Source organism: Streptomyces sp. NPDC039609 (assembly GCF_055596705.1).
This window is the reverse complement of the sequence record NZ_JBVIUJ010000008.1, coordinates 204,934-229,857: the sequence shown is the minus strand read 5'-3', so window position 1 is coordinate 229,857 and position 24,924 is coordinate 204,934. Positions and strand designations below refer to the sequence as shown.

The window sequence follows — 24,924 nt, the reverse complement described above, 5'->3', positions numbered from 1 at the left end:
GAGGGTTCATGCACCCGTTCCGCAAGGCTGTCGAGGACCGTGACACGGCCGCCGTGGTCGCGATGTTGGCCGAGGACGTCGTCTTCACCAGCCCGGTCGTGTTCAAGCCGTACGCCGGGAAGGCGATCACCTCGGCGATCCTCCGCGGGGTGCTGCGTGTCTTCGAGGACTTCGCCTATGTGCGCGAGATCGCCGACCCCGACGGGCGGGACCACGCGCTCGTCTTCACCGCGACCGTGAACGGCCGTCAGATCCAGGGCTGCGACTTCCTGCACTTCGACGAGGACGGCCGGATCGACGACTTCACCGTCATGGTCCGGCCGCTCTCCGCCGCCCAGGCGCTTGCCGAGGCGATGGGCGCCCAGTTCGACCGGATCGCCCGGGAGGCCGCCGAGGAGTGAGGCGGGGGCGGGAGCCTCGGGTCAGCGGGCCCCGGGCCGGTCGCCGGGTCCGGGTCAGCCCAGCTTCTTGAGGATCTCGGCCGCGAGCGGGGCGGAGGAGGACGGGTTCTGGCCGGTGACGAGATTGCGGTCGACGACGATGTTCGGCACCCAGGGCTCGCCGACCTGGACGTCGACGCCCGCCTCGGCCAGACGGGTCTCCAGCAGCCACTTGGCCTTGTCGGCGAAGCCGGACTGGGTCTCCTCGGCGTTGGTGAAGGCGGCGACCCGGTAGCCGGCGAAGGCGTTGGTGCCGTCGTCCTCGGTCGCGGCGAGGAGCGCCGCCGGGCCGTGGCACACGACGGCGAGCGGCTTGCCCGAGGCGAGGGCGTCGATCAGGATCCGCCCCGAGGTCCGATCGACGGCGAGGTCCTCCATCGGGCCGTGGCCACCGGGGTAGAAGACGGCCGCGTAGTCGTCGAGGTTCACGTCCTCCAGGGCGATCGGGTGCTGGAGTTCGGTGAAGGAGGCGAGGACGGCGGCGACCCTGTCCGCGCCCTCCTGCCCGCCGTTGAACTCGGGGGCGAAACTGCTCCGGTCGACCGTGGGGACGACGCCGCCGGGAGTGGCGACGACGACCTCGTGACCGGCGGCCTCGAACGCCTCGTACGGCGCCGCGGCCTCCTCGGCCCAGAAGCCGGTCGGGTGCTTGGTGCCGTCGGCGAGCGTCCAGTGGTCGGCGCCGGTGATCACGAAAAGAATCTTCGACATGGTGAGTCACTCCGAGGGGGCGGGGCACTGAGGCCCGGGATGGGTACCGCCGCGGGGAGACGCTCCGCGGGCGCTGACGCTCTGCGAGTGCCTGCGTTTCGCGAGCGTCGACTTTCGTCGAAATTCGACGCTCGGCGAACGTCGACACTCCGCAAGCGCCGGCACTCCGGGTTCGGATCGTCGGTGCGGCGATGTCCTCGACGCTAAGCCCGCCGTCGGCGGGATTCCAATGGAGAATCCAATGGTCGGCATTGGAACTCCGATGGATCCGAGGGAATACCCTCACCACCGCTCTGACCTGCGGCGATGCTCAGGTGCTCGGCGACAGGGAGCCTCGGAAGGTCCGTCGGTAGGCGAGCGGGGAGACCCCGATGGCGGCGTGCAGATGCTGGCGCAGCGAGGTCCCGGTCGCGAACCCGACCTGGCCGGCGATGTCGTCCACCGCCAGGTCGGTGGACTCCAGGAGCTGCCGCGCGTGGTCCACGCGCTGCTGGATCAGCCAGCGGCCCGGGCTCATGCCCACCTCCTCGTTGAAGCGGCGGGCGAACGTGCGCAGGCTCATCCGGGCGTGGTCGGCGAGCTCCCTCAGCGTCAGCGGTTCGTGGAGATTCTCCAGGGCCCACTGGCGGGTGGCCCACGTCCCGCTCGAGTCCCGCCCCGGGACGGGCTGCACGATGTACTGGGCCTGGCCGCCGTCCCGCCACGGCGGTACGACGCAGGCCCGCGCCACCTGGTTGGCCACGGCGGTGCCGTGGTCCTTGCGTACGAGATGCAGGCAGACGTCCACTCCGGAAGCGGCGCCGGCCGAGGTCAGCAGGTCGCCGTCGTCGACGAAGAGAACGTCCGGGTCCAGGTCCACCTGGGGGAACCACGACCGGAACACGTTCGCGAGCGCCCAGTGCGTGGTGGCCGGCCGCCCGTCGAGGAGACCCGCCGCCGCGAGCACGAAGGCCCCCGTGCAGATGGAGACGATCCGGGTGCCCGGCGGGACCTCGGCGAGGGCGTCCGTGATCTCCGTCCGGAGTTCCCGGGTGACCTGGGCGGTGTCGAAGGGCGGGAGGACGACCGTGTCCGCCGTACGCAGCGCCTCGGGGCCGTGCTCCACCGTGACGGAGAAGTCGGAGTTCGTACGCACCGGGCCGCCGTCGACGGAGCAGGTCAGGACCTCGTACAGGTCACCCGCCGCCCCGAAGACACGGCTCGGGATGCCGAGCTCGAAGGGGTACACCCCGTCCAGGGCGAGGACGACGACCCGGTGAGGCGTGTCCGCGGCGAGTCCCGTAGCGCTTTCGCTTCCCATGGCACGATCCTGTCGAAAGATGGCAATCATGCCATGGTACGCGCAGGCCCCGGCCGGGAACCTGGACGCATGACGAACAACGCCACCATGCGCGCCATCAGCCAGGACACCCACGGCACCCCCGACGTGCTCAAGGAGGTCCTGATCCCCCGACCGGCCCCCGGTCCCAGCCAGATCCTGGTCGCCGTCCGCGCGGCCGGCGTCAACCCGACCGACTGGAAGCACCGCTCCCAGGTGCTGTTCCTCGACCGGATGCCACTCGTCCTCGGCTGGGACGTCTCCGGCGTCGTCGAGGCCGTCGGCTACGGCGTGACGCTCTTCAAGCCCGGCGACGAGGTCTTCGGGATGCTGCCCTACCCCTACGGCGTAGGCTCCCACGCCGAGTACGTGACCGCCCCCGCCCGGGCCTTCGCCCCCAAGCCCGCCGGCATCGACCACGTCCAGGCCGGAGCCCTCCCGCTCGCCGCACTCACCGCCTACCAGGCGCTCGTCGACACCGCCGCCGTCGCTCCCGGACAGCGGGTCCTCGTCCACGCGGCCGCCGGCGGCGTCGGCCACCTCGCCGTCCAGATCGCCAAGGCCCGTGGCGCGTACGTCATCGGCACCGCGAGCGCGCCCAAGCACGACTTCGTGCGCTCCCTCGGCGCGGACGAGGTCATCGACTACCGCACCACCGACTTCCGGGACGTCGCCCACGACATCGACGTGGTGCTCGACCCGATGTCGGGGGAGACCCGCGCCCGTTCCCTCGAGGTCCTGCGCCCCGGTGGCGTCCTCGTCTCGCTCCTGCCGCCCACCGACCCCGACGAGGCGCAGAAGGCGGAAGCGCGCGGCGTCCGTGTGGAGACCCTTCTCGTCGAGGCCGACCACGCGGGCATGAGCGCCGTCGCCGACCTGGTGGCGGCGGGCTCCCTGCGGGCCCACGTGGAGGCCACCTTCCCTCTCGCCGAGGCCGCGAAGGCCCACGCCCTCGGCGAGACCGACCGCACCACCGGCAAGATCGTCCTGCTGGTCGGCGGGGACGAAGCGGCGCAGGCCTCCTAGCGGAGCTGCTGGTGAGCTGCTGATCAGCTCCTGATGTGCTCCTGGCGGAGCGGGCCGGGGGAGCCCGTCAGGCGTTCCGGGGTGAGGAGCTCCGCGATGCGCTCGGCGGGCAGGAGGCCCTTCTCCAGGGTGAGTTCGGCGACGCCGCGACCCGTGAGGAGGGCCTCCTTCGCGATCGCGGTGGCCGCCGTGTAGCCGATGTGCGGGTTGAGGGCCGTGGCGAGGCCGATGGAGTTCTCGACCGCGGCGCGCAGTTCCTCGGTGTTGGCCGTGATGCCGGAGACGCAGCGCTCGGCGAGGGTGAGGCAGGCGGCCCGCAGCGAGGTGATGCTCTTCGCCAGGGAGTGCAGGATCACCGGCTCGAAGGCGTTGAGCTGCAGCTGACCGCCCTCCGCCGCCATGGTGATGGTGATGTCGTTGCCGATCACCTCGAACGCGACCTGGTTGACCACCTCGGGGATCACCGGGTTGACCTTGCCGGGCATGATGCTCGAACCGGCCTGTACCGCGGGGAGGTTGATCTCGTTCAGGCCGGCGCGCGGGCCCGAGGACAGCAGACGCAGGTCGTTGCACGTCTTGGAGAGCTTGACCGCGAGCCGCTTCAGAACACCGGAGAGCTGGACGAACGCACCGCAGTCCTGCGTCGCCTCCACGAGGTTGGCGGAGGTCACCAGCGGCATCCCGGTGATCTCGGACAGATGGCGGCGGGCGGTCTCGGCGTAGTCGGCGGGGGCGTTGAGGCCCGTACCGATCGCCGTGGCGCCGAGGTTGATCTCGTGGATCAGCTCCACCGCCTCGGCCAGCCGGTTGCGGTCCTCGTCCAGCATCACGGCGTACGTGGAGAACTCCTGGCCCAGAGTCATGGGCACCGCGTCCTGGAGCTGGGTGCGCCCCATCTTCAGGACGTCGCGGAACTCCACGGCCTTCGCCGCGAACGCGTCCTGGAGGACGGCCGTCGCCTGGAGCAGGCCTCGGACCGCCGTGATGGCCGCGATCCGAACGGCGGTCGGGTAGACGTCGTTCGTGGACTGGCTGAGGTTGACGTCCTCGTTCGGGTGCAGGTGACGGTAGTCGCCCTTGGTGTGGCCGAGGAGTTCGAGGGCGCGGTTGGCGACGACCTCGTTGGCGTTCATGTTCGTCGAGGTTCCGGCGCCGCCCTGAATGACGTCGACGACGAACTGGTCGTGCAGCTTCCCGGAACGGATCTCCTGGCAGGCGGCGACGATCGCGGCCGACTTCTCCGGGGCGAGCAGGCCCAGTTCCTCGTTGGTCAGTGCGGCGGCCTCCTTGACGGCTGCCAGCGCGTCGATCAGCTGGGGGTAGACGGAGATCGGCGTTCCCGTGATGGGGAAGTTCTCCATGGCGCGCAGGGAGTGGATGCCCCAGTACGCGTCGGCGGGCACCTCCCGCTCTCCGAGGAGGTCGTGCTCACGGCGGGAGACAGTCTTCATCGAGGTCAGTGCCTTAAGGGGAGGGGAGGGGGTTTCGAGGAGAGGCGTGTGGAGGGCACGGCGACGTGCCCGGGCGGGTGAACCCGCCGGGAGGGAGGAGGAAGGAGGGCCGGCGTCCGTCGGCGGAGGGGAAGAGGACGGACGCCGGCGCGTGGTCAGGAGCCGCCGGAGAAGCGGGAGCCCGCAGCCGTCAGAGCCGGTTCCGCGCGGGTGGGGCCGTTCAGGAGGCCGTGCAGCAGTGCGGGGCGACGGTCCGGGGCGACATCGGACAGCAGGGTGGCGAGGACCGCCATCCGGGCCTGGCCCGCGCGCAGCGTTCCGGCCGGTACCGCGCCCGCGGCCACCAGGTCCACGGCTCCGCCGCCCGTGTAGATCTCCGCGACAGGACCGGCGGGGACCCGGGTGCTGAGGGCGACGAGGGTGCCTTGGGCCACCGCGTCCGCGACGGCCGAGGCTATCTCGGGGGTGGCGTTGCCCGCGCCGGTGCCGACCAGCACGACGCCCTGGGCGCCGGCCGCGACGGACGTCTTCAGGAACAGCGGGTCGCCGTCGCTGTGGTGCATCACCAGGTCGATCCGGGGCGGGGTGCCTCCGGCCACGGGGAGGGGGAGGGGCGTGGGCCGGTCCGGGCTGCGCCGGATGTCCACACTGCCGAATCCGACCTTCCCGAGACCCTGCTCGGAGGGGTCGGCGAACGCGTCGGCCGCGAGCGTCTGCGTCTTCACCGTGCCGCGCGCCGCGTGGACCCGGCCGTCGAAGACGACGAGGACGCCCAGGTCACGTACCGAGGCGGCGACCTGCAGGGCGTCGTACACATTGCCCGGGCCGTCGCCGTCCCCCGTACCGAGCGGGCGCTGTGCGCCGGTGAAGACGACCGGCCGGGGGTCGGAATGGTGGAGGTCCAGGAAGAACGCCGACTCCTCCAGGGTGTCCGTGCCGTGCGTGACCACGACGCCGTCCACACCGGGGTCGGCGAGGGCCGCGTGGACCGCGCGCAGCAGCGTCAGCTGGCGGGCGCTGGTCATCCGGGAGCTGTTGACGTTGAACAGGTCCACGACCTCGACCGCCACGCCCTCGGGCAGGGCCGAGGTGGCCAGGACGTCGTCACCGGACGCGTCGGCGGCGTACCCGGTGCCCTGCCAGCGGCTGGCGATGGTGCCGCCGGTGCTGATGAGGGTGATCCGGCGGGGCCGGTCGTCGCGTGTCCACTGCATGTCTGTCTGTCCCGGAGGTCGAAGGTCGTCGCACTCGCAACGATAGGTGAGCTTGTATCGAATGTGATTGCGGATTTGAGCCCGGAATCATGAATTCCGACGTGCATAATTGCGTCATGGACCGCATCGATCGCAGTATCTTGCGTGAGCTTCAGGAAGACGGCCGGCTGACCAATCTGGAGCTCGCCCAGCGCGTCGGCCTCAGCGCCTCGGCCTGCCTGCGGCGGGTGCGGCAGCTGGAGGAGGACGGCGTGATCCAGGGCTACCGCGCGGTCATCGATCCTGCGGCGGTCGGCCGGGGCTTCGAGGTGCTCGTCTCCATCGAGGTCCGGCGCGACCGGGAGACCGTCGAGGCCTTCGAGGAGGCGCTCCGCGACATCCCCGACGTCATCGAGGCCCACCGTCTCTTCGGCAGCCCCGGCTGCCTGCTCCGGATCGCGGTCGCCGACCTCGCCGCGTACGAGCGCCTCTGGATCGAGCGGCTGACCTCGCTGACCGGAGTCACCGAGGTCAACTCGCAGATCATCATGAAGCGGATCAAGGAGCCCCGGGGGCTGCCGGTCGAGCGGTGAGGGGCGCACCGGGTCGACTCTTGTCGACTTGTCGAGAGTTGCGTCGAGTCGGGTCGTGTCGCTGTTGGGCCGAACGAGTGAGGGACGGGAGGATGGAGGCATGAGTAGGTACGAGAGGTACGACGTCACCGACGAGCAGTGGGAGGGCCTTGCGCAGGTCGTCCCCCTGCGCGGCCGTGACGAATGGCCGTCCAGAGTCGATCACCGCGCGATGCACGACCCGTACGAGGCCGCCGAGCAGCGCCGCATGGTCGTCCTGCGGGTACAGGTCTTCGCCGATGCCCGTGAGGTCGCCGAGTACCTCGTCGCCCAGATCCCGGTGCTGCTGGACCTGACCGGCGCCGACACCGAAGTCGCCAAGCGCATCCTGGACTTCAGCAGCGGCGTCGTCTTCGGGCTCGGCAGCTCCATGCACCGGGTCGACCGCAACGTCTTCCTGCTGACCCCGGCCGGCACCGAGGTCGAGGGCGCGCCGGAGTCGGAGGACGACGGCATCGGGGTCGCCGTCCCCCGATCGTAGGAAGGTCATCTCGGTGTAACGGTTCGTCATACACCGGTCTGCGTACGGTCCGATCATGCACTTCACCGGCGGCCTTACGCCCGATTCCGACGCTTCCGCCATCTCCACCCTTGCTCCCGCTCCCGCACGGGGCTCCGCGTTCGACGCTGCGCGCGACACCACGTACGACACCATGCGCGCATCCGCGCGTGACGCCGTGGGTGACTCCGCGGATGACGTGCTGCGGCATCTCATGGGCGACTCCACGCGGCGACCCGCCGGCCCCACCCGCCCCGCCGTCACCGAACTACGTCTCTCCGCCTTCGCCTCCCATCGCGCCGCCGTCCACCCCCTGGGGCCGGTGACGCTCTTCGCCGGGGCGAGCGGGAGCGGGAAGTCCAGTGCTCTGCGGGCGTACGAGGCGCTGGCGCGGCTGGGGGCGGGCGACGATCTGGCCGCGGTGTTTCCCGACGCGGCCGACTGTGTTCCCGAACGGGCCAGGCCCGACGCCCAGGGGAGGCGGGGATTCCGGATCGGGTGCACGGTCGACGGCCCGGTCGGCCCCGTCCACCTCGACATCGCCGTACAGGCCGAGCCCCGGCTCCGGATCGTCGGCGAGCGGCTCACCCGCCGCGGCCGTACGTTGCTCACCACCGCCCTCCGCGACCCGGGCCGCGATGCCGTCCAGGCCGAATGGCACACCGCCGGAGCCACCCCCGTCACCAGGGCGCCGTTCCCCGACGACCTGCTGGGCACGGCCCTTCTGCCCCTGCGCGTCGCGGGCAAGACGAAGGGGCAGTTGGAGGTCCTGGCGGCGGCGGAACAGGTGCTGGTGGCGCTGCGTTCGGTCTTCGTCTGCGACCCACGACCGGACCGGATGCGCGCACCCGTGCCGACGGGGGAGGGGCGGCTGCGGCGGGGGTGCGACAACCTCGCGGAGGTGCTGCACCGCACCCGCACCGAATGCCCCCGCAGGCACGCACGGTTGGCCTCGGTCGCGGGCGCGGGATGCGCGGGGCCGGTGACGGGACTCGGAGTCGAGGAGCTGCCGGACGGGAGGGTACGGGCGGTGCTGGAGCGCGGGGCGTTGCGCGTCGGGGCCGGTGCCCCGGGGGCTTTGGTGGGGGCGGGTCAGGTGCAGGGGTCGTCGCCGGCGGCTGTGGCCACGCCGTTGGGGCGGCTCGGGGACGGGGAGCTCCGCTATCTCGCGCTCGCACTCGTCCTTCTCACCGGTCCGGGTGTGCTCGCCATGGATCAACTCGCCGAAGTGCCCGGTGCCATGAGGACCTTGACCGTCCTCGCGGACGGACTGGACCGGGGGCTCGATCCCCGTCAGCTCCGGGAGCTGCTGGGTCTCGCCACCACCATCTGTGCCGGTGGCCACATCAGGCTCGTGGCGACCGTCGGGGAGACGGTCGCGGCGAGTGCGCGGGAGACGCCCGGGGTGTCGGTGGTGGAGCTGGAGCGGTGACGGAATGTCCCTGCCGACGGGGCGGATCGACCGGAGCGAGGTGTGCTGTCCCCGGGGTCGGCCTCGGGACGGTCCATGGGCGCCTTCGGGAACGATGATCGTCACTCTTCGGAGTGATCGGGATTTCCCCATCGAGCCTCCTGTCCACAGATTTCCGAATTCCCCTGGCGTTGGGGCTCAGGCGCCTTCACGCTGGGTAATGGAGTGAGTGGGCAGTAAGTCGTACGAACGGGGGCGGCGTCGATGGAAGCGGAGCGACTGATCGCGACGGGGCGGAACGCGCTGGCGCGGAGCAGGGATGCGTTGGACATCGTGGCGGAGGCATGGCAGGCACAGGCCCTCGCCCAGGCGATGGGGAGTCATCTCGCGCTCGGCGGACCGCTGGAGCTGCGGGGCGAGGCGCGAGGGTTGAGCGAGACAGGAGGCGGGCGCGGGGTGGTCGACCATCCCGCGCTGCGTACGGGCGGTTTGAGAGCCGCTCAGTTGACCGAGGTGGGGGACACGCGTGTGGCGCTGACGGCGCTGAGCGCGCTCCTCGGAGAGGTGGGGATCGCTCTCGTCGGGGTGGCCTGTGTCACCGACGAGGAGGGGCTCTACTGGCAGTGCATCGAGGCGATCGACGCGGCTGACGAGTCGAACGACCGGGTGCGGGGGATGCTGCGCCGGCTCGCGGTACGGGAGCGGGACCGGCCGCCCGATGTCGCCCGTGAGCGGGCGGGCCCGGCGGGACCGTCGTGAACGGGAACCGCGGGGACGCCCGCCGTGGAGACGGGCGGTGGACGGCCGGAGAGCCCTCAGTCCGTGAGGGGTCGGTCCTTGGCAGGATGCTCACGGCGGTCCGCCGTGGACTGAAGGTCGGCGTCGAGCTGCGACAGATCGGCGGTGAGCGCCGCCATCAGCTCCTCCATCTGCTGCAGCAGGCCCTTCGGGGCGCCGGAGCCCTTCTGCTCGGGCACGGAATGCCTGACCGGCTGCTCGGGCATCGCCCTTTCAGGCGCGGCTTCCTGGAACATGGCGGCCTCCTCGGCCCAGGCCCTTCCCGCGGGGGAGGGCCACACGTGAGAACGACGCACCGGCAGCGGCCGCCGGCGCGCGGGCCGGGCGGTCCGGCTCCGCCCGAGCCAACGACGCGCGCCGGGCCACGGTCACTGGCCTCGTGGGACGCGCTCCGCCGGAACGCCGGTATTCACCCGACCGAGCAGGCGCGGCCGGGATGCTGACGGAACCGTTGACGGACGTCCCGGGGCCGTACGGGGCGACTGCTCCCGTACCTCGCCCCAGCGCGTCGCGTCCCGGCCCCGGTCAGCTTCGTGTCGGCCACAGGCCGTCGATGAGGACCGTCAGGACCTGGTCGGCCTCCTCCGGCGCGTGCTCTCGGGTCCAGGACGCCGCCGCGATCAGGGCGAACAGTTCGGAGGACGTGATGTCGTTCCGTACCTCACCGGCACGCTGCGCACGTTCCAGCAGTTGCCGGCCGGACGACTGCATCGACGTGCAGGCGTCGTTCAGCTCGGACGTCTCGTCCTTGAGGCTGTCCATCAGCATGGTCACGAGACCGCGGTACGTGGTGGCGTGGGCGACCGCTGCCCGTACCCAGCTCGCCAGCGCCGCCCCGGCCGGCTCGGTGTTCAGCAACTCATGTGCGGTGCTGCCGAGTTCGGAGATGCTGTCGCGGAGCATCGTCTCGAGCAGACTCTCCCGGGTCGGGAAGTGACGGTAAAGCGTCGCGTTGCCCAGCCCCGCCTGCTTGGCGATGTCGTCGAGCGACGTGTGGATGCCGTGCTGGTGGAAGGCCTTCTTGGCCTCGGACAGGAGTCGCTCGTAGTTGCGGCGGGCGTCTGCGCGCATCGGGCTGCCTTCTCCTTGCCGTGCTGGGAACGGTGCCGCTCCCGTCGGCGACGGCAGCGGCACCAAACCGGGGTATGACCCCGTATTCTATCGTGCTCCCGCTCCGGGCCCTCCTCGCCGATCTCCGCGCCCGGCCCCGGGCGGGGAGTTGAGCTCCGGGACCGCTGCCTGACCGGGCGGGCGCGAGGCTGTCCCCTCGCGGCGCGGACGGTGGGCTAGGGGGTCGTGACCTCGCGCCCCGCGGGGTTCGCCGCCTGCTCCGGCGCCGGCTCCGTGACGCCGCCGCCCGTCGGGACGGTACGCATGACCAGCGTCAGCAGGATCGTGAGCGCGGTGAATCCGGCGCCCCAGGCGAACGCCGTGGTGACGCCCTCGGTGAGGACGAAGTCCGCCGTGCCCTTGGCGTCGAGACCGGACGGGACCTCGTTCGAGGCGGCGCGGCCGGCGGCGCCGAAGACGGTGACCATGATGGCGAGGCCGAGCGCGCCACCGATCTGCTGCATCACGTTGAGCAGGCCGGACGCGGCACCGGTCTCCTCCGGTGCGACGCCGGACATCAGGATGGTGGTGACGCCGACGAGCAGGGTGCCCATGCCGAGGCCGGCGACGAGCATCGGACCGAATAGCGCGGAGAGGTACTCGGCCTCCGGGGTGATCCGGGCGAACCAGATCAGACCGATGCTGATGGCGGCGGCGCCGACGGCCGTCAGCACGCGCGGGCCGACCCTGGGCAGCACCTTGGCGGTGATGCCGGAGGTGGCGAGGATCAGCACGGCAAGCGGTACGAACGCGAGCCCCGCCTGGATCGGTGTGAAGCCCCGGACCTCCTGGAGGAACTGGGTCAGGAAGAAGAACATCGCGTTGCCGGCCGCCATGACGAAGAGCAGCGAGAGATACCCGGTCGCGCGGTTGCGGTCGGCGAACAGCCGCAGTGGGGTGATCGGCTGCTTGGCGTGGGTCTCGATGAGGACGAAGAGCGCGAGCAGGGCGATCGCCAGGGCGAAGGAGCCGAGGGTCAGGGTGTCGCTCCAGCCGCTCTCGGCGGCCCGGATGAAGCCGTAGACCAGCGCGGTCGTACCGACCGTCGAGGTCAGGGCGCCACCGAGGTCGAAGCGAGCGGGCGTGCGGTCGGTCTCGTGGATGAACAACGGGGCCGCGATCAGCAACGCGACACCGATGGGCACGTTGATGAAGAGCACCCAGCGCCAGGAGAGCCAGTCCGTCAGCAGGCCGCCGCCGATCAGTCCGATGGCGGCGCCGGAGCCGGAGACCGCCGCATAGAGACCGAGGGCGCGGGCCCGGGACTTGTCGTCGGTGAAGTGGGTGGCGATCAGCGCCAGCACGGTCGGTGCCGCGATGGCGGCGCCGACGCCCTGGAGGGCGCGGGCGGTGAGCAGCGTGCCCGCCGAGTCGGCGAGGCCGCCGAGCAGCGAGGCGAGGGTGAATACCGTGACGCCGATGAGCATGCCGCGGCGGTGTCCGAGTACGTCTCCGGCGCGGCCGCCGAGCAGCAGCAGTCCACCGAAGGCCAGCAGGTAGGAGCTGAGGACCCAGGAGAGTCCGGTCGGGGTGAAGTCGAGCGCCTCCTTGAGGTCGGGGAGGGCGATGTTCACCACGTTCACGTCGAGGATCAGCATCGTCTGCAGGGCGAGGACGATGGCGAGCACCATGCCGTTGCGGCGGTCCGCCGCGCCGCCCTCAATGGGCGGACTCTGGCCCGCGGTGCTCGCGACGGTCTCTTCACTCATGATTCGGCATCTCCTCGGAAAGCTAAACGGGGACATTCCACGGTTCCTGTTGGGAAGATACAGGGACTGTCCCCGTTTAACAATCGTCGCAGTGTGAGCCCGAGTTGAAGCCCGGCCTTCCCGGCCCGGCGAACTGCGGCAGGCGTGCGAACCGTTGCGCTTCGCGCCCGGACGTCGCCGGTGATAGACCTGGAGCCGTGACGGAACTGGATGTAGCGGGATTGCAGCGCAGGCTGGCCGAGTTCGCGGCTTCGCGGGAGTGGCAGCCGTACCACACGCCCAAGAACCTGGCGGCGGCGCTCAGCGTCGAGGCGGCCGAACTCCTGGAGATCTTCCAGTGGTTGACGCCCGACGAGGCGGACCGTGTGATGGAGGACCCGGAGCGGGCGCACCGGGTCGAGGACGAGGTCGCCGACGTGCTGGCGTATCTGCTCCAGTTCTGCGGGGTGCTCGGCGTCGATCCGCTCACCGCGCTCGCGGCGAAGATCGACCGGAACGAGCTCCGATTCCCCGTCGGCCGGCCCCCGGGCCGCTCCGAGAAGGCGACCGGCACGGGAGACGGTCACTCTTCGGAGTGAGTGCGGGCCCGCCGCCGGGGAGGTTGACAGCCACCCGGCGGTGCAGGATGGAGTCATGGATCTTCGAATCTTCACCGAGCCCCAGCAAGGGGCCGACTACGACACCCTTCTCACTGTCGCGAAGGCCACCGAGGACCTCGGTTTCGACGCCTTCTTCCGCTCCGACCACTACGTCAGCATGGGATCGGCCGACGGCCTGCCCGGGCCGACCGACGCGTGGATCACGCTGGCCGGTCTGGCCCGGGAGACCAGCAGGATCCGTCTCGGCACGCTGATGACGGCAGGCACCTTCCGCCTCCCCGGAGTCCTGGCCATCCAGGTGGCCCAGGTCGACCAGATGTCCGGCGGCCGGGTCGAACTGGGCCTGGGAGCGGGCTGGTTCGAAGAGGAGCACCGGGCGTACGGGATCCCGTTCCCCAAGGAGAAGTTCGGCCGGCTCGAGGAGCAGCTGGCGATCGTCACCGGCCTGTGGGGCACCGAGATCGGCAAGAGGTTCTCGTACGAGGGCGAGCACTACCAGCTCGTCGACTCGCCCGCACTGCCCAAGCCGGCACAGGCCAGGATTCCGGTGCTGATCGGCGGGCACGGCGCGAGCCGGACCCCGCGGCTCGCCGCGAAGTACGCCGACGAGTTCAACATCCCGTTCGCCTCGTTGGAGGACAGCGAGCGGCAGTTCGGGCGGGTCCGCGCCGCCGCCGAGGCCGCCGGCCGCCGGGCCGACGACCTGGTGTACTCCAACGCCCTCGTGGTCTGCGTCGGCAAGGACGACGCGGAGGTGGCGCGCCGCGCCGCGGCCATCGGCCGCGAGGTGCGGGAGCTGAAGGCCAACGGCCTGGCGGGCTCGCCCGCCGAGGTCGTGGACAAGATCGGCCGGTACGGCGCGATCGGGGCGTCCAGGGTCTACCTCCAGGTCCTCGACCTCGACGACCTCGACCACCTGGAGCTGATCTCCGCCCACGTCCAGTCCCAGCTGGGCTGACGGGAAGGACACCCCCGATGGCACCCGCTCGCACCCTCGCCGAGGCGCTCGCCGCCGACGTGCTCGTCCTCGACGGCGGGCTCTCCAACCAGCTGGAGGCCCAGGGCTGCGACCTGCGTGACGAGCTGTGGTCGGCCCGGCTGCTCGTCGACGGGCCCGAACAGATCGCGGCGGCGCACACGGCGTACGTCCGGGCGGGCGCCCGGGTCCTGATCACCGCCGGCTATCAGGCCACCTTCGAGGGCTTCGCCCGGCGCGGCATCGGCCGGGCCGAGACGGCGCGGCTGCTGGGGCGCGGGGTGGAGCTGGCCCGTGCCGCGGGGGAGGGGGCCGCCGAGCAGGTGTGGGTCGCCGGGTCCGTCGGCCCGTACGGAGCGATGCTCGCGGACGGCAGCGAGTACCGCGGCCGGTACGGGCTGACCGTGGCCGAGCTCGAGCGGTTCCACCGGCCGCGCGTCGAGGCGCTCGCGGCGGCGGCGCCCGACGTGCTGGCCCTGGAGACGGTGCCCGACACCGACGAGGCCGAGGCGCTGCTGCGGGCCGTCGAGGGATGCGGCGTGCCGGTCTGGCTCTCGTACACGATCGCCGGGGAGCGGACTCGCGCCGGGCAGGGGCTCGCGGAGGCGTTCGCGCTCACGGCGGGCAACGACCAGGTGATCGCGGTCGGGATCAACTGCTGTGAGCCGGGGGACGCGGGCCGCGCCGTGGAGATCGCCGCCACGGCGACGGGGAAGCCGGTGGTCGTCTACCCCAACAGCGGCGAGGAGTGGGACGCCAGGGCCCGGGCCTGGCGGGGAAGCGGCTCCTTCGATCCCGGGCGGATACGAGGCTGGCCCGCGGCCGGGGCCCGGCTGCTCGGCGGCTGCTGCAGGGTCGGCCCCGACCGCATCGCCGCACTGGCCGACGCGCTGGGGCGACAGGGCGGAACACCGGCCCAGGGCTGAGGAAAATGCCTGGTCGGAGAGGGGCGGGCGGACCATACTCGGACGTGTGTTCCTAACGATCAGTACGACCGGCACCCCCGAACGTCCCGCGACCGATCTGGGCTTTCTGCTGCACAAGCATCCCGACAACGCGCAGACGTTCTCGACCTCGCACGGCCGCGCGCATGTCCTCTACCCCGAGGCGAGCGCGGAGCGGTGCACGGCCGCGCTCCTCCTCGAGGTGGACCCCATCGGTCTGGTGCGGCGCGGCAAGGGCAAGGGCCGGGGCGGCGCCCCCGATTCCGCGCTCGCGCAGTATGTGAACGACCGGCCCTACGCCGCGTCCTCGCTGCTCGCCGTCGCGCTCGCCACGGTCTTCAAGAGCGCCCTGCACGGGGCCTGCAAGGCGATGCCCGAGCGGGCCGCGGAGCCGCTGCCGCTGCGCGTCGAGGTACCGGCGCTGCCGGCGCGCGGCGGGGCCGAGCTGGTCCGCAAGCTGTTCGGCCCCCTCGGCTGGGACACCGTCGACGCCGAGCCGGTGACGCTGGACACCGCGTTCCCCGAGTGGGGCGACTCCCGCTATGTGCGGCTCGTCCTCGAAGGGGAGCTGCGGCTCGCCGACGCCCTCAACCAGCTCTACGTCCTGCTGCCGGTCCTCGACGACGCCAAGCACTACTGGGTCTCGCCCGACGAGGTCGACAAGCTGCTGCGCGCCGGTGACGGCTGGCTCGCCGACCACCCCGAGCAGAAGCTGATCACCAGCCGCTATCTGTCCCGCCGCTGGGGGCTGACCCGGGAGGCCATGGAGCGCCTGGAGCTGGTGCGCCTGGCCGAGAGCGACGGGCTGGACGTCGACGACCTCGACAACGCGGTCGACGAGACCACGGACACCGAGGAGAAGCCCGTCCCGCTCGCCGAGCAGCGCCGGGAGGCGATCCTCGCCGCGCTGCGCGCCGCCGACGCCACTCGTGTGCTCGATCTCGGCTGTGGTCAGGGCCAGTTGGTGCAGGCGCTGCTCAAGGACGTGCGCTTCACCGACATCGTCGGTGTCGACGTGTCCGTGCGCGCCCTGACCGTCGCCGGGCGCCGGCTGCGGCTGGACCGGCTCGGAGAGCGGCAGGCGGGCCGGGTGAAGCTGATCCAGGGCTCGCTCGCGTACACCGACAAGCGCCTGACCGGCTACGACGCGGCCGTCCTGAGCGAGGTCATCGAGCACCTCGACCTGCCGCGGCTGCCCGCCCTCGAGTACGCGGTGTTCGGCTCCGCCCGTCCCCGCACAGTCCTCGTGACCACGCCGAACGTCGAGTACAACGTCCGCTGGGAGACGCTCCCGGCCGGGCACGTCCGGCACGGCGACCACCGCTTCGAGTGGACCCGCGAGGAGTTCCGAAACTGGGCGTCGAGCGTCGCCGGACAGTACGGGTACGACGTCGCCTTCACCCCGGTCGGCCCGGACGATCCCGAGGTCGGCCCGCCCACCCAGATGGCCGTCTTCACCCACACCAGCACCCCGACCCCGAAGGAGGACACGGCATGACCGACACCACCCGCACGCTGCCCGTCACCGACCTGTCCCTCGTGGTCCTGATCGGTGCGAGCGGCTCCGGCAAGTCCACCTTCGCCCGCCGCCAGTTCAAGCCCACCGAGGTCATCTCCTCCGACTTCTGCCGCGGCCTGGTCGCCGACGACGAGAACGACCAGAGCGCCAGCAAGGACGCCTTCGACGTCCTGCACTACATCGCGGGCAAGCGACTGGAGGCGGGACGGCTGACCGTCGTCGATGCCACCAACGTCCAGCAGGAGGCGCGGCGCCAGCTGGTGCAGCTGGCCCGGCAGCACGACGTGCTGCCCATCGCGATCGTCCTCGACATGCCCGAGGAGGTCTGCCAGGCCCGAAACGCGGTGCGCCCCGACCGGGCGGACATGCCCCGCCACGTCGTCCAGCGCCACCGCCGCGAGCTGCGCCGCTCGCTGCGGGGGCTGGAGCGCGAGGGCTTCCGCAAGGTGCACGTCCTGCGCAGCGTCGAGGAGGTGGAGGCGGCCGAGGTCGTCCTGGAGAAGCGGTTCAACGACCTGCGTCACCTCACCGGCCCCTTCGACATCATCGGCGACATCCACGGCTGCCGTTCCGAGCTGGAGACCCTGCTCGCGAGGCTCGGGTACGTCGACGGCCACCACCCCGAGGGGCGTACCGCGGTCTTCGTCGGCGACCTCGTCGACCGAGGACCGGACAGCCCGGGCGTGCTCCGTCGCGTGATGTCCATGGTCGCGGCCGGCGACGCCCTCTGCGTGCCCGGAAACCACGAGAACAAGCTCGGGCGGTGGCTCAAGGGCCGCAAGGTCCAGGAGACGCACGGGCTCGCCGAGACCATCGAGCAGCTGGGCCGCGAGACCGAGGAGTTCCGGGCCGAGGTCGGCGCGTTCATCGACGGGCTCGTCAGCCACTACGTCCTCGACGAGGGCAAGCTCGTGGTCTGCCACGCCGGTCTCCCGGAGAAGTACCACGGCCGGACCTCCGGCCGGGTGCGTTCGCACGCGCTGTACGGGGACACCACGGGAGAGACCGACGAGTTCGGGCTCCCCGTGCGCTACCCGTGGGCGGAGGAGTACCGCGGCCGGGCCACCGTCGTCTACGGCCACACGCCCGTTCCGAACACCTCGTGGATCAACAACACCATCTGCCTGGACACCGGCGCGGTCTTCGGCGGCAGGATGACCGCGCTGCGCTGGCCGGAGCGCGAACTGGTCGACGTACCGGCGGAGAAGGTCTGGTACGAGCCGGCCCGGCCGCTCGCGACCGAGGCGCCCGGTGGCCACGAGGGACGGCCGCTCGACCTCGCCGATGTCCACGGACGCCGGATCGTGGAGACCCGGCAGATGGGCAACGTCTCCGTGCGTGAGGAGAACGCGGCGGCGGCCCTGGAGGTCATGAGCCGGTTCGCGGTCGACCCGCGGCTGCTCGCCTACCTGCCGCCGACGATGGCCCCGACGGCGACCGCGAAGGAGGATGCCCGCGGCGGATCCGCTGACGAGCACTTCCTGGAGCACCCGGCCGAGGCCTTCGCGCAGTACAGGGCGGACGGGGTCGAGCGCGTCGTGTGCGAGGAGAAGCACATGGGGTCGCGAGCCGTCGCCCTGGTCTGCCGGACCGAGGAGGTGGCGCGCGAGCGGTTCGGGGTCACCGGGGTGAGCGGCGCGCTGCACACCCGGACCGGACGTCCGTTCTTCGATGATCCGTCCGTCACCGAGCAAGTCCTGGAGCGGCTGCGGGCGGCGATCGGCGCCGCCGGACTGTGGGACGAGCTGGACACGGACTGGCTTCTGTTCGACGGCGAGCTGATGCCGTGGTCGCTGAAGTCGGCCGGGCTGCTGCGCTCGCAGTACGCGGCGGTCGGCGCGGCCTCCCGGGCCGTCTTCCCCGGCGCGCTCGGCGCACTGGAGCAGGCGGCGGCGCGGGGCGTGAACGGGCTCGACGCGCTCCTCGCCAAGCAGCGCGAACGGGCGGCGGACGCCGAGGCGTTCACGGAGGCCTACCGCCGGTACTGCTGGCCGACCCAGGGGCTCGAAGGTGTGCGCTTCGCGCCGTTCCAGCTCCTCGCCGCGCGGGGCCGCTCGCTGGCGGCCGTGCCGCACGATGAGCAGCTCGGATGGCTCGACCGGCTGGTGGAGCACGATCCGACCGGGCTCCTCCAGGTCACGCGCCGACTGATCGTCGACACGGGCGACGAGGCATCGGTGCGGGCCGGTGTCGACTGGTGGCTGGAGATGACGGCGGCCGGCGGCGAGGGCATGGTCGTCAAGCCGCTCGCGGCGCTCGTGCGCGGCGCGGACGGCCGACTCGTCCAGCCGGGCATCAAGGTTCGTGGCCGGGAGTACCTGCGGATCATCTACGGCCCCGAGTACACCCGCCCGGAGAACCTGGAGCGCCTGCGCAACCGCTTCCTCGGCCACAAGCGTTCACTCGCGCTGCGGGAGTACGCGCTCGGCCTGGAGGCGCTGGACCGACTCGCGGAGGGCGAGCCGCTCTGGCGCGTGCACGAGGCGGTCTTCGCGGTGCTCGCACTGGAGTCCGAGCCGGTGGACCCGCGTCTGTGACACGTCTGTGACACGCTCCCCACGGGGGGCGCAGGGGAATGGATAGTTGCGCTCCCCTGCGCCCCCCGTGCCCGTTGACGGGCTTCTTCGCCAGCCCCTAGCGTTCTTCACCCCACTACGTGACGCAGCGTCAACAGAGTGACTGCGCACGCCACATGAGGTGGGAACCAACACACAGAGGCGAGCGCGGGCGTGGCCCCACGTGGCTTCCACGGCTTCGCGGCGGGGGTGGGTGACAGTGAGTCTTTTCGGCCAGGACCGCTTCCTCCACGCCCTGCCCGACCGGGACCGCAGGACGCTCCTCGCCGAGGGGAGCCCGCGCGCCTACGAGCCGGGCGAGGTGATGATCCGGGAGCGCGACACCACCGCGTACGTCCTCGCCCTCATGTCCGGCTGGTCCGTCGTCTCGGTCGAGACCGAGCGCGGCGCCCGCCTCATACTCGCCCTGCGCGGCGCGGGAGAGGTCGTCGGCGACCTCGCCGCGGTGGACCGCCGACCGCGCAGCGCCAGCGTCACCGCCCTCGGCCGCGTCGAGGCCGTCGCCATCGCCGGCGACCGCTTCCGCCGCTTCCTCGCCGCCCATCCGCACGCCACCTCGCTGATCCTGCGGCAGCTCTCCGCCCGGCTGCGCAGCGCCGACGTCGAGCGCCGCTCCCTGGCCTCCGAGACCGTGCTCCAGCGGCTGGCCGCACGTCTGGTCGAGCTCGCCGAGCGGGCCGGCCGGCGGGCGGACGCCGGCACCGTACTCGAACTTCCGCTTCCCCAGCACGACCTGGCGGCGGCCATAGGCGCCACCCGGGAGGCGGTGGCCAAGGCCCTCCGGCTGCTGCGGGAACAGGACGTCGTCCGCACGGCGAACCGCCGTGTGGTCGTCATCGACATGCCCGTCCTGGTGCTGCTGGCCCAGGGCGGATCACCCCACACGAAATCGGCGGAGAAACCTCCGCCGGGTGTGTAAACGGCTACATCGCCGGCCGCCGCGTGCGGTCAGGCTTGACCCGTCACCACGGCAACACGGCACACAGGGAGTCCGAGTGAGCAGTGCGGGAGCGAGCGCGGGAGCGAGTGCGGGAGCGATCCATCGCCTCGTCGTCTTCGGCGACGCGGTCGGATCGGGCACCTGGGGCATGGACACGAAACGACGGATGCGCGCCGCCATGTACGAGGCGTTCGGCGAGGCGTACGCCGCCATCGGCGTCGAACCGGGCACGGTCCACCAGGAGGACCGCGGCGACGGCATCCTCGGTGCGCTGCGCCCGGAGGTTCCGCCGGCGTTCATGGTCGGCCGGTGGATCGACACCCTGTACGAGAGCCTGCGCGAGCACAACGCGGGCCGCCAGGAGCGGCTGCGGATGCGGGTCGGCATGAACGCGGGGCTCGTTCTGGAGGACGGGCACGGTCTCGTCGGCCGCGCGGTCGACCTGGCGTGCCGGCTCTGCGACAGCCCCACGGCCAAACAGATCATGACCGCCGCGCCCGATGCGGATCTGCTCGTCGTCGTCTCCGACTGGCTCCACGACAACGTGGTCGTCGAAGGCGGCCGCTATGTGGAGCCGGGGCACTACCGGCAGGCCCGGGTGCGCTCCAAGGAGACCGACGAGACCGCCTGGTTCCACATCCCCCGCAGAACGGCGCCGCCGGTGCCGCCGTTCGAAAGGCGGGACGGCGGGGACGGCCGTGGTGACCCAGAGACCGGCGGTGGGCCGACGCGGGGGGACGGCCCACCGCCCACCGCCCCCACACGGGGCGACAGCTACCAGGCCGGTCGTGACCTCGTGGTGATCAAGGACAACACCATTCACGGCGGTATCACCGGCATCCGGCACGGGGAGGGCGCATGAGCGACGACGACGGCGCCCCGGCCCAGGACGAGCCCAGGGACGACGGCCGCTCCGGCGGCGATTCTTCCGGCGCCGACCGAGCAGGCGGCGACCGGGCAGGCGGGGACCGGGCGGGTGCCGACCGGGCGGGCGGCGACCGGGCCGGTGCCGACCGAGCAGGTGCCGACCGGGCCGACGGCGCGGGTGAACAACAGTCCGAGGCCAACCCCTTCGACCGGGCCGGCCGCAGTCCCGTCGACGGCGTGGGCGGCACCGGCGGCGCCGGCACCGCACGCGCCGCCCTGCGCACCCTCGCACCCCGCCCCTCGGGCCGCACGTACGACATCGGCCGCGACGGCCAGATCTACGAGGGCAACCAGTTCATCACCCAGTACTGGTCGAGCCCGGGCACACGCTCGGACATCGTGCAGGGGCGGGTGCCCGAGGAGACCCTCCAGCACCTGGACGACATCTACTGCGAGGTTCCCGGCTACGTACGGATGAAGGAACTCCTGCGGGAGAACCGCCTCCTGGTCCTGTGCGGCGAGACCGGCAGCGGCCGCAAGGCCACCGCCCTGGCCCTCCTCTCCGAACTCACCGACCACAAGGTCGCCCGCCTCGACCCCCGCCACCGCGTGGACGAGATCGAGACCGACGTACTGGAGCGGACCTGCGGCCACCTCCTGGAGTTGCCGTCCGACGACGCCCGCCTCGACCACGAACCGCAGCGCGGCCCGGACGAGTCCCGCGACCGGACCCGCCGCTCCCGCATCCGCCTCTCCGAACTGCACCTCGACCGGTTCAGCCGGCAGCTGCGCGACCAGGACGCGTACGGCGTCGTCCTCGTCGAGAGCGGCGACCTCGCCGACCGGCTGATGCGCGGACGGTACGGGATGTACTGCCCGCCGCCGCCCTCCGACGAGGTCCTCCACCGCCATCTGCGGCAACTGCTGCGCGGCGAACCCTCGGGAGCCCTGGACTCCGCGCGAGAACTCGCCCGGCGGCCCGAGGTGACCAAGGCCCTGGGCCTCGACGCGCTGCGGCCGCGCGAGGCCGCCCGGCTCGCCGACCATCTGGCCCGGCGTCAGAAGGAGGAGCTCACCGACGAGGAGCTCCTGGAGGACTGCTCGGCGTTCGTACGGGCGCAGGCGCGTGCCTGGTTCGCCGGCGCGGACCGCCCCGGCACCCTGCCCGAGGCGCAGCCGGCCCTCAACGCCACCGCGTTCCGTATCGCCGTCGCCGTCTTCAACGGCTCGGCGTACAGCATCGCCGCCGAGGCCGCCGAACTCCTCTCCTGGGAGCTCGGCTCCACCCTCGACCCCGAACACCCGTCGGGCCGACGGCTGTTCGGCACCCACGCCGACAGCCGCCCGGTGCTCGCCCGCTCCGTCCTGGAGGACGGCGAGCTCGACCTCGGTCCCGCCAAGGTGCCCGTGCGGGCGATCCGCTTCCAGGGCGACGCGCTGGCCACCGCCGTCCTCGGCGAGATCTGGCACGGCTACCACAACGTGCGCGGCCCGGTCTCCCGCTGGCTCCGCTCGCTCTGCGACGACCCGCGCCCGGAGGTGTGGGTGCGCGCCTCCATCGCCGCAGGGGTGCTCTGCTCCTGGGACTGGATCCACGGGTTCGGCGAGCTGATCGCCCCGCTGGCGGTCACGGACGGCGCCGTACCGCGGATGGCGGCCGCCACGGCGCTCGCCGAGGCGGCGCGTGACCCCCGTGTGCGGCCCGCCGTCGTCGCCGTCCTGAAGGAGTGGGCCGGCGACGACGAGCTACGTGACGTGGTCCTGCTCGCCCACGGCTATGTGCTGGCGGCGGGCACCGTGAGCGGTTCGCTCGACGGGCTGGCCCGGGTGGTGCGCGAGCGCGAGGCGACCGACGTGGACGTCATCTCCGCCGCCGCGTTCAGCGTCGCCAGGCTCCTCGCCTCGGGCGAGCCCGAGACGGTGACCCGGCGGCTGACCGAGTGGCTCAAGGACGGACGGCACAATCTCGCCAACCTGGTCCTCGTCACCATGGTCGACACCCTGACGTTCCGGACCACCCATCTGTGGGGGCTGCGCGACGTCGGCGAGCTCGAACCGCACGCCGCCCGGCCGCTGCTCGTCGCCCTGCTCGCCACCCGCCCCGAACTCACGCCGGAGCTGGGCGCCCTGCTGCGCCACACGCTCAACACCGCCCGCGCCGGCGAGGTGGCCCTCGACGGTCTGGGCAGCCTGCTGCGCCGTGCGGCCAAGGACGAGGAGGCGCTCGGTCACGTCTGCCGGCTCCTGCCGCTGCTCGGTGTGAGCCGCCGGGACCGGGACCGGCTGCGGGGGCTGCTGAAGGAGCTGGTCGGCGACCGGGACCGGCCCATGGACAAACGCGCGGCGGGCCGGATGTGGGACGCCGTCGCGGAAGGAGCGACGCGATGAACGACCCGCGGAACCAGGGCGACCCGTCCGACGAGCGCCGGGGCCAGGAGCAGGGACGACAGGAGCAGGACCCGCGCGGCAACGGGGCCAGAGGCCCGCTGCTCCGCGAGCGCAAGCCCCCGTACAAGCGCGACAGCGGCCAGATCGCCGCCGTCCTCCTCTACCGCAACGGCGGCCACCGGGTCATGTGGCCCGACCGCAACGAGGACACCGACAAGCCCCTGATGGGCTTTCCGTACACCGTCTTCGAGGTCCAGCTCGGGCGGAACGTCACCGAGTTCGAACTCACCCTGCCGGCCTCCGGCGACGGGGTCTTCTTCAAGGCCGCCGCCCGGATCCAGTGGGAGGTCGCAGACCCGCATCTCGTCGTCACCCAACAGGTCTGGGACGTCGCCGAGTTGCTGCGCGACGATCTCCTGGACGGGCTGCGCGCCGTGTCCCGCAGATTCCGGCTCACCGACGCACAGCGCGCCGACGAGGCCGTACGGGACGAGTTGAGCTCCGGGCGGTTCAGCCTCGGCGCGGACCTCGGGCTGCGGACCCGTGTGCTCGTCTTCATCGACCTGGACGACGCCATCAAGGAGGCGATCGGCAAGCGCGACATGGTCTCCGTGGCCATGCAGGTCGACGAGCGCGAGATGGAGCAGCAGCGCCTCAAGGACATGGCCGAGCGGCGGCTGGTTGCCGAGCGCGCGCGCGACCTCGAAGAGCTCTTCCGGCGCGGCGACCTCGCGCAGATCGCCCACCACATGGCGATGAACCCCGACAAGCAGTGGGACATCAGGCGCGAGCTCCAGCACGAGAAGCGCGAGGGTCAGGCCGACTTCCTCGCGGTGTTCAACCGGCTCCTCGACACCGGGGTCCTGGAACGGCACGACATCGGCGAACCGATGTACCAGGTACTGGAGTTCCTGCGGGAGAGCACCGGCTCCGTACTCGGAGGAGTCGCCGGGCACGTCCTCAACCCGTCCGGTTCCGGCCGGGGGCGGGCAGCCCTGGACCGGGGGCTCCCCGAACCGGTCCAGCCGCCGTGGGACGCCGACCCCGACGGGGACGCCGACGGGGACGCCGACGCCGGTGCGGACGAAGGCGCCTGGGGCGAGCGCCGTGAAGCGGGCCGGGAGCGGGTCGACGAGCGGGCCGAGGGGGACCGGCCGGTGTACGAGCCGACCCGCGTCCAGTCCTCCTCCGAGCGGGACCGCGACGGCAACCGAGGACGGTCGCCCGGCTCCCGGCACAGCTCCGACTTCGACGACTGGGACGCCGAATGACCACGCCACCGCCGGCCCCGGTGCCGCGCCCGGCGCCGCCCGACCCCGTACCCCCGACGCCCTCGCCCGCCCCCGACCCCGAAGACCTCCGCTTCATGGCCGACCGGCTGCTCGTCACCGTCCGCGAGGACATCGGCCGGGCCGACACCAAGGCGGCGATCCTGCTCTCCGGCGCCCTCGCCTTCCTGGCGGTGGTCTTCTCCCGGGACCGCGGCCCGCTGCCCACCTCCGGCGCGGGTCTCGCCCTGATCGTCGTGGCCGGGACGCTGTGGACGGCCGGGGTCCTGATGCTCGTCTCGGTGGTCCTGCCGCGCACCCGCACCGGGGCCGACCGCACCCTCCTGCGGGACCTGACGGCGGGGACGCCCGCGGACGCGCTGCGCGACCGGCTCACGGCGTCCGGCGACGACGCCACCGGCTGGCTCCTCGAACAGGCGAGCGTGCACGGTGTCGTGCTCGCCGCGAAATACCGGTGGCTGCGCCTGGGCGTCTGCTCCCTCGTGCTCGGCGCCCTGCCGGCCCTCTTCAGCGAACTGTGGTGAGAGA

At 72.0% G+C, this 24,924-nt stretch carries 23 protein-coding genes; 16 read left to right on the top strand and 7 right to left on the bottom strand.

Annotated elements, in window-relative coordinates; genetic code table 11:
* Positions 1–8: 8 nt before the first annotated feature.
* Positions 9–401 (top strand): nuclear transport factor 2 family protein, encoded by a 393-nt coding sequence (locus ACZ561_RS24920; protein WP_470998968.1) that lies wholly within the window; start codon positions 9–11, stop codon positions 399–401.
* A gap of 54 nt (positions 402–455) precedes the next feature.
* Here the strand turns inward: ACZ561_RS24920 and ACZ561_RS24915 are convergent, their stop codons facing one another.
* Together ACZ561_RS24915 and ACZ561_RS24910 are read right to left on the bottom strand one after the other, a co-directional pair.
* The gene (locus ACZ561_RS24915) at positions 456–1,151 is read right to left on the bottom strand and encodes a type 1 glutamine amidotransferase domain-containing protein (RefSeq protein WP_470998966.1); all 696 of its coding nucleotides are present in this window, start codon (positions 1,149–1,151) and stop codon (positions 456–458) included.
* Between the two features lie 310 nt (positions 1,152–1,461).
* A complete protein-coding gene (locus ACZ561_RS24910) occupies positions 1,462–2,451 on the bottom strand; it encodes a GlxA family transcriptional regulator (protein ID WP_470998964.1) in 990 nt (329 codons plus the stop codon).
* 69 nt (positions 2,452–2,520) lie between these two features.
* On the opposite strand from ACZ561_RS24910, the gene ACZ561_RS24905 reads away from it, so the two are divergent.
* A complete protein-coding gene (locus tag ACZ561_RS24905) occupies positions 2,521–3,495 on the top strand; it encodes an NADP-dependent oxidoreductase (RefSeq protein WP_470998963.1) in 975 nt (324 codons plus the stop codon).
* 23 nt (positions 3,496–3,518) lie between these two features.
* On the opposite strand, the gene aspA is transcribed toward ACZ561_RS24905, so the two are convergent.
* Both aspA and ACZ561_RS24895 read right to left on the bottom strand, forming a co-directional pair.
* Positions 3,519–4,946, bottom strand: coding sequence for an aspartate ammonia-lyase (gene aspA, locus ACZ561_RS24900; protein ID WP_470998961.1), 1,428 nt, complete (start codon positions 4,944–4,946; stop codon positions 3,519–3,521).
* A 155-nt stretch (positions 4,947–5,101) separates the two neighbouring features.
* Positions 5,102–6,160, bottom strand: a complete 1,059-nt coding sequence (locus tag ACZ561_RS24895; protein WP_470998959.1) for an asparaginase — start codon at positions 6,158–6,160, stop codon at positions 5,102–5,104.
* Between the two features lie 116 nt (positions 6,161–6,276).
* Here ACZ561_RS24895 and ACZ561_RS24890 point away from each other — a divergent pair, with 116 nt between their 5' ends.
* The 4 genes from ACZ561_RS24890 to ACZ561_RS24875 all read left to right on the top strand — a co-directional run bounded on the left by ACZ561_RS24890 (position 6,277) and on the right by ACZ561_RS24875 (position 9,440).
* Complete coding sequence (locus ACZ561_RS24890; protein WP_329114786.1) at positions 6,277–6,732, top strand: Lrp/AsnC family transcriptional regulator; 456 nt, start codon at positions 6,277–6,279, stop codon at positions 6,730–6,732.
* A 100-nt stretch (positions 6,733–6,832) separates the two neighbouring features.
* Positions 6,833–7,252 carry a cell division protein SepF gene (locus ACZ561_RS24885; protein WP_470998958.1) on the top strand — a complete coding sequence of 140 codons (420 nt, stop codon included), beginning with the start codon at positions 6,833–6,835 and terminating at the stop codon, positions 7,250–7,252.
* A gap of 232 nt (positions 7,253–7,484) precedes the next feature.
* A complete protein-coding gene (locus tag ACZ561_RS24880) occupies positions 7,485–8,702 on the top strand; it encodes an AAA family ATPase (protein ID WP_470999333.1) in 1,218 nt (405 codons plus the stop codon).
* A 243-nt stretch (positions 8,703–8,945) separates the two neighbouring features.
* Positions 8,946–9,440, top strand: coding sequence for a DUF6099 family protein (locus tag ACZ561_RS24875; protein WP_470998956.1), 495 nt, complete (start codon positions 8,946–8,948; stop codon positions 9,438–9,440).
* 56 nt (positions 9,441–9,496) lie between these two features.
* Here the strand turns inward: ACZ561_RS24875 and ACZ561_RS24870 are convergent, their stop codons facing one another.
* From ACZ561_RS24870 to ACZ561_RS24860, 3 genes are all read right to left on the bottom strand, one after another.
* Positions 9,497–9,715, bottom strand: coding sequence for a hypothetical protein (locus tag ACZ561_RS24870; protein WP_470998954.1), 219 nt, complete (start codon positions 9,713–9,715; stop codon positions 9,497–9,499).
* A 289-nt stretch (positions 9,716–10,004) separates the two neighbouring features.
* Positions 10,005–10,550: a TetR/AcrR family transcriptional regulator gene (locus tag ACZ561_RS24865; RefSeq protein WP_470998952.1), complete on the bottom strand. Its 546-nt coding sequence runs from the start codon at positions 10,548–10,550 to the stop codon at positions 10,005–10,007.
* Between the two features lie 215 nt (positions 10,551–10,765).
* Complete coding sequence (locus ACZ561_RS24860; RefSeq protein ID WP_470998950.1) at positions 10,766–12,298, bottom strand: MFS transporter; 1,533 nt, start codon at positions 12,296–12,298, stop codon at positions 10,766–10,768.
* Between the two features lie 197 nt (positions 12,299–12,495).
* Here ACZ561_RS24860 and ACZ561_RS24855 point away from each other — a divergent pair, with 197 nt between their 5' ends.
* From ACZ561_RS24855 to ACZ561_RS24810, 10 genes are all read left to right on the top strand, one after another.
* Complete coding sequence (locus ACZ561_RS24855) at positions 12,496–12,876, top strand: nucleotide pyrophosphohydrolase (protein WP_470998948.1); 381 nt, start codon at positions 12,496–12,498, stop codon at positions 12,874–12,876.
* Between the two features lie 55 nt (positions 12,877–12,931).
* Entirely contained in the window at positions 12,932–13,855 is a 924-nt protein-coding gene (locus ACZ561_RS24850) for an LLM class F420-dependent oxidoreductase (protein WP_470998946.1), read from the top strand.
* Positions 13,856–13,872: 17 nt separating this feature from the next.
* Positions 13,873–14,799, top strand: coding sequence for a homocysteine S-methyltransferase (gene mmuM, locus ACZ561_RS24845; protein WP_470998944.1), 927 nt, complete (start codon positions 13,873–13,875; stop codon positions 14,797–14,799).
* Between the two features lie 46 nt (positions 14,800–14,845).
* Positions 14,846–16,315: a 3' terminal RNA ribose 2'-O-methyltransferase Hen1 gene (locus tag ACZ561_RS24840; protein ID WP_470998942.1), complete on the top strand. Its 1,470-nt coding sequence runs from the start codon at positions 14,846–14,848 to the stop codon at positions 16,313–16,315.
* Positions 16,312–18,873 (top strand): polynucleotide kinase-phosphatase, encoded by a 2,562-nt coding sequence (locus ACZ561_RS24835; protein ID WP_470998940.1) that lies wholly within the window; start codon positions 16,312–16,314, stop codon positions 18,871–18,873. Before ACZ561_RS24840 ends, ACZ561_RS24835 begins: the two co-directional genes overlap by 4 nt.
* Positions 18,874–19,111: 238 nt before the next feature.
* A complete protein-coding gene (locus ACZ561_RS24830; protein WP_470999331.1) occupies positions 19,112–19,831 on the top strand; it encodes a Crp/Fnr family transcriptional regulator in 720 nt (239 codons plus the stop codon).
* A 76-nt stretch (positions 19,832–19,907) separates the two neighbouring features.
* Positions 19,908–20,714: a hypothetical protein gene (locus tag ACZ561_RS24825; RefSeq protein WP_470998938.1), complete on the top strand. Its 807-nt coding sequence runs from the start codon at positions 19,908–19,910 to the stop codon at positions 20,712–20,714.
* Positions 20,711–23,107 carry a hypothetical protein gene (locus ACZ561_RS24820; protein ID WP_470998936.1) on the top strand — a complete coding sequence of 799 codons (2,397 nt, stop codon included), beginning with the start codon at positions 20,711–20,713 and terminating at the stop codon, positions 23,105–23,107. The genes ACZ561_RS24825 and ACZ561_RS24820 overlap by 4 nt, the downstream gene beginning before the upstream one ends.
* Positions 23,104–24,378, top strand: a complete 1,275-nt coding sequence (locus tag ACZ561_RS24815) for a hypothetical protein (RefSeq protein WP_470998934.1) — start codon at positions 23,104–23,106, stop codon at positions 24,376–24,378. The genes ACZ561_RS24820 and ACZ561_RS24815 overlap by 4 nt, the downstream gene beginning before the upstream one ends.
* Entirely contained in the window at positions 24,375–24,920 is a 546-nt protein-coding gene (locus tag ACZ561_RS24810; RefSeq protein ID WP_470998932.1) for a Pycsar system effector family protein, read from the top strand. Before ACZ561_RS24815 ends, ACZ561_RS24810 begins: the two co-directional genes overlap by 4 nt.
* The last annotated feature ends 4 nt before the right edge of the window (positions 24,921–24,924 follow it).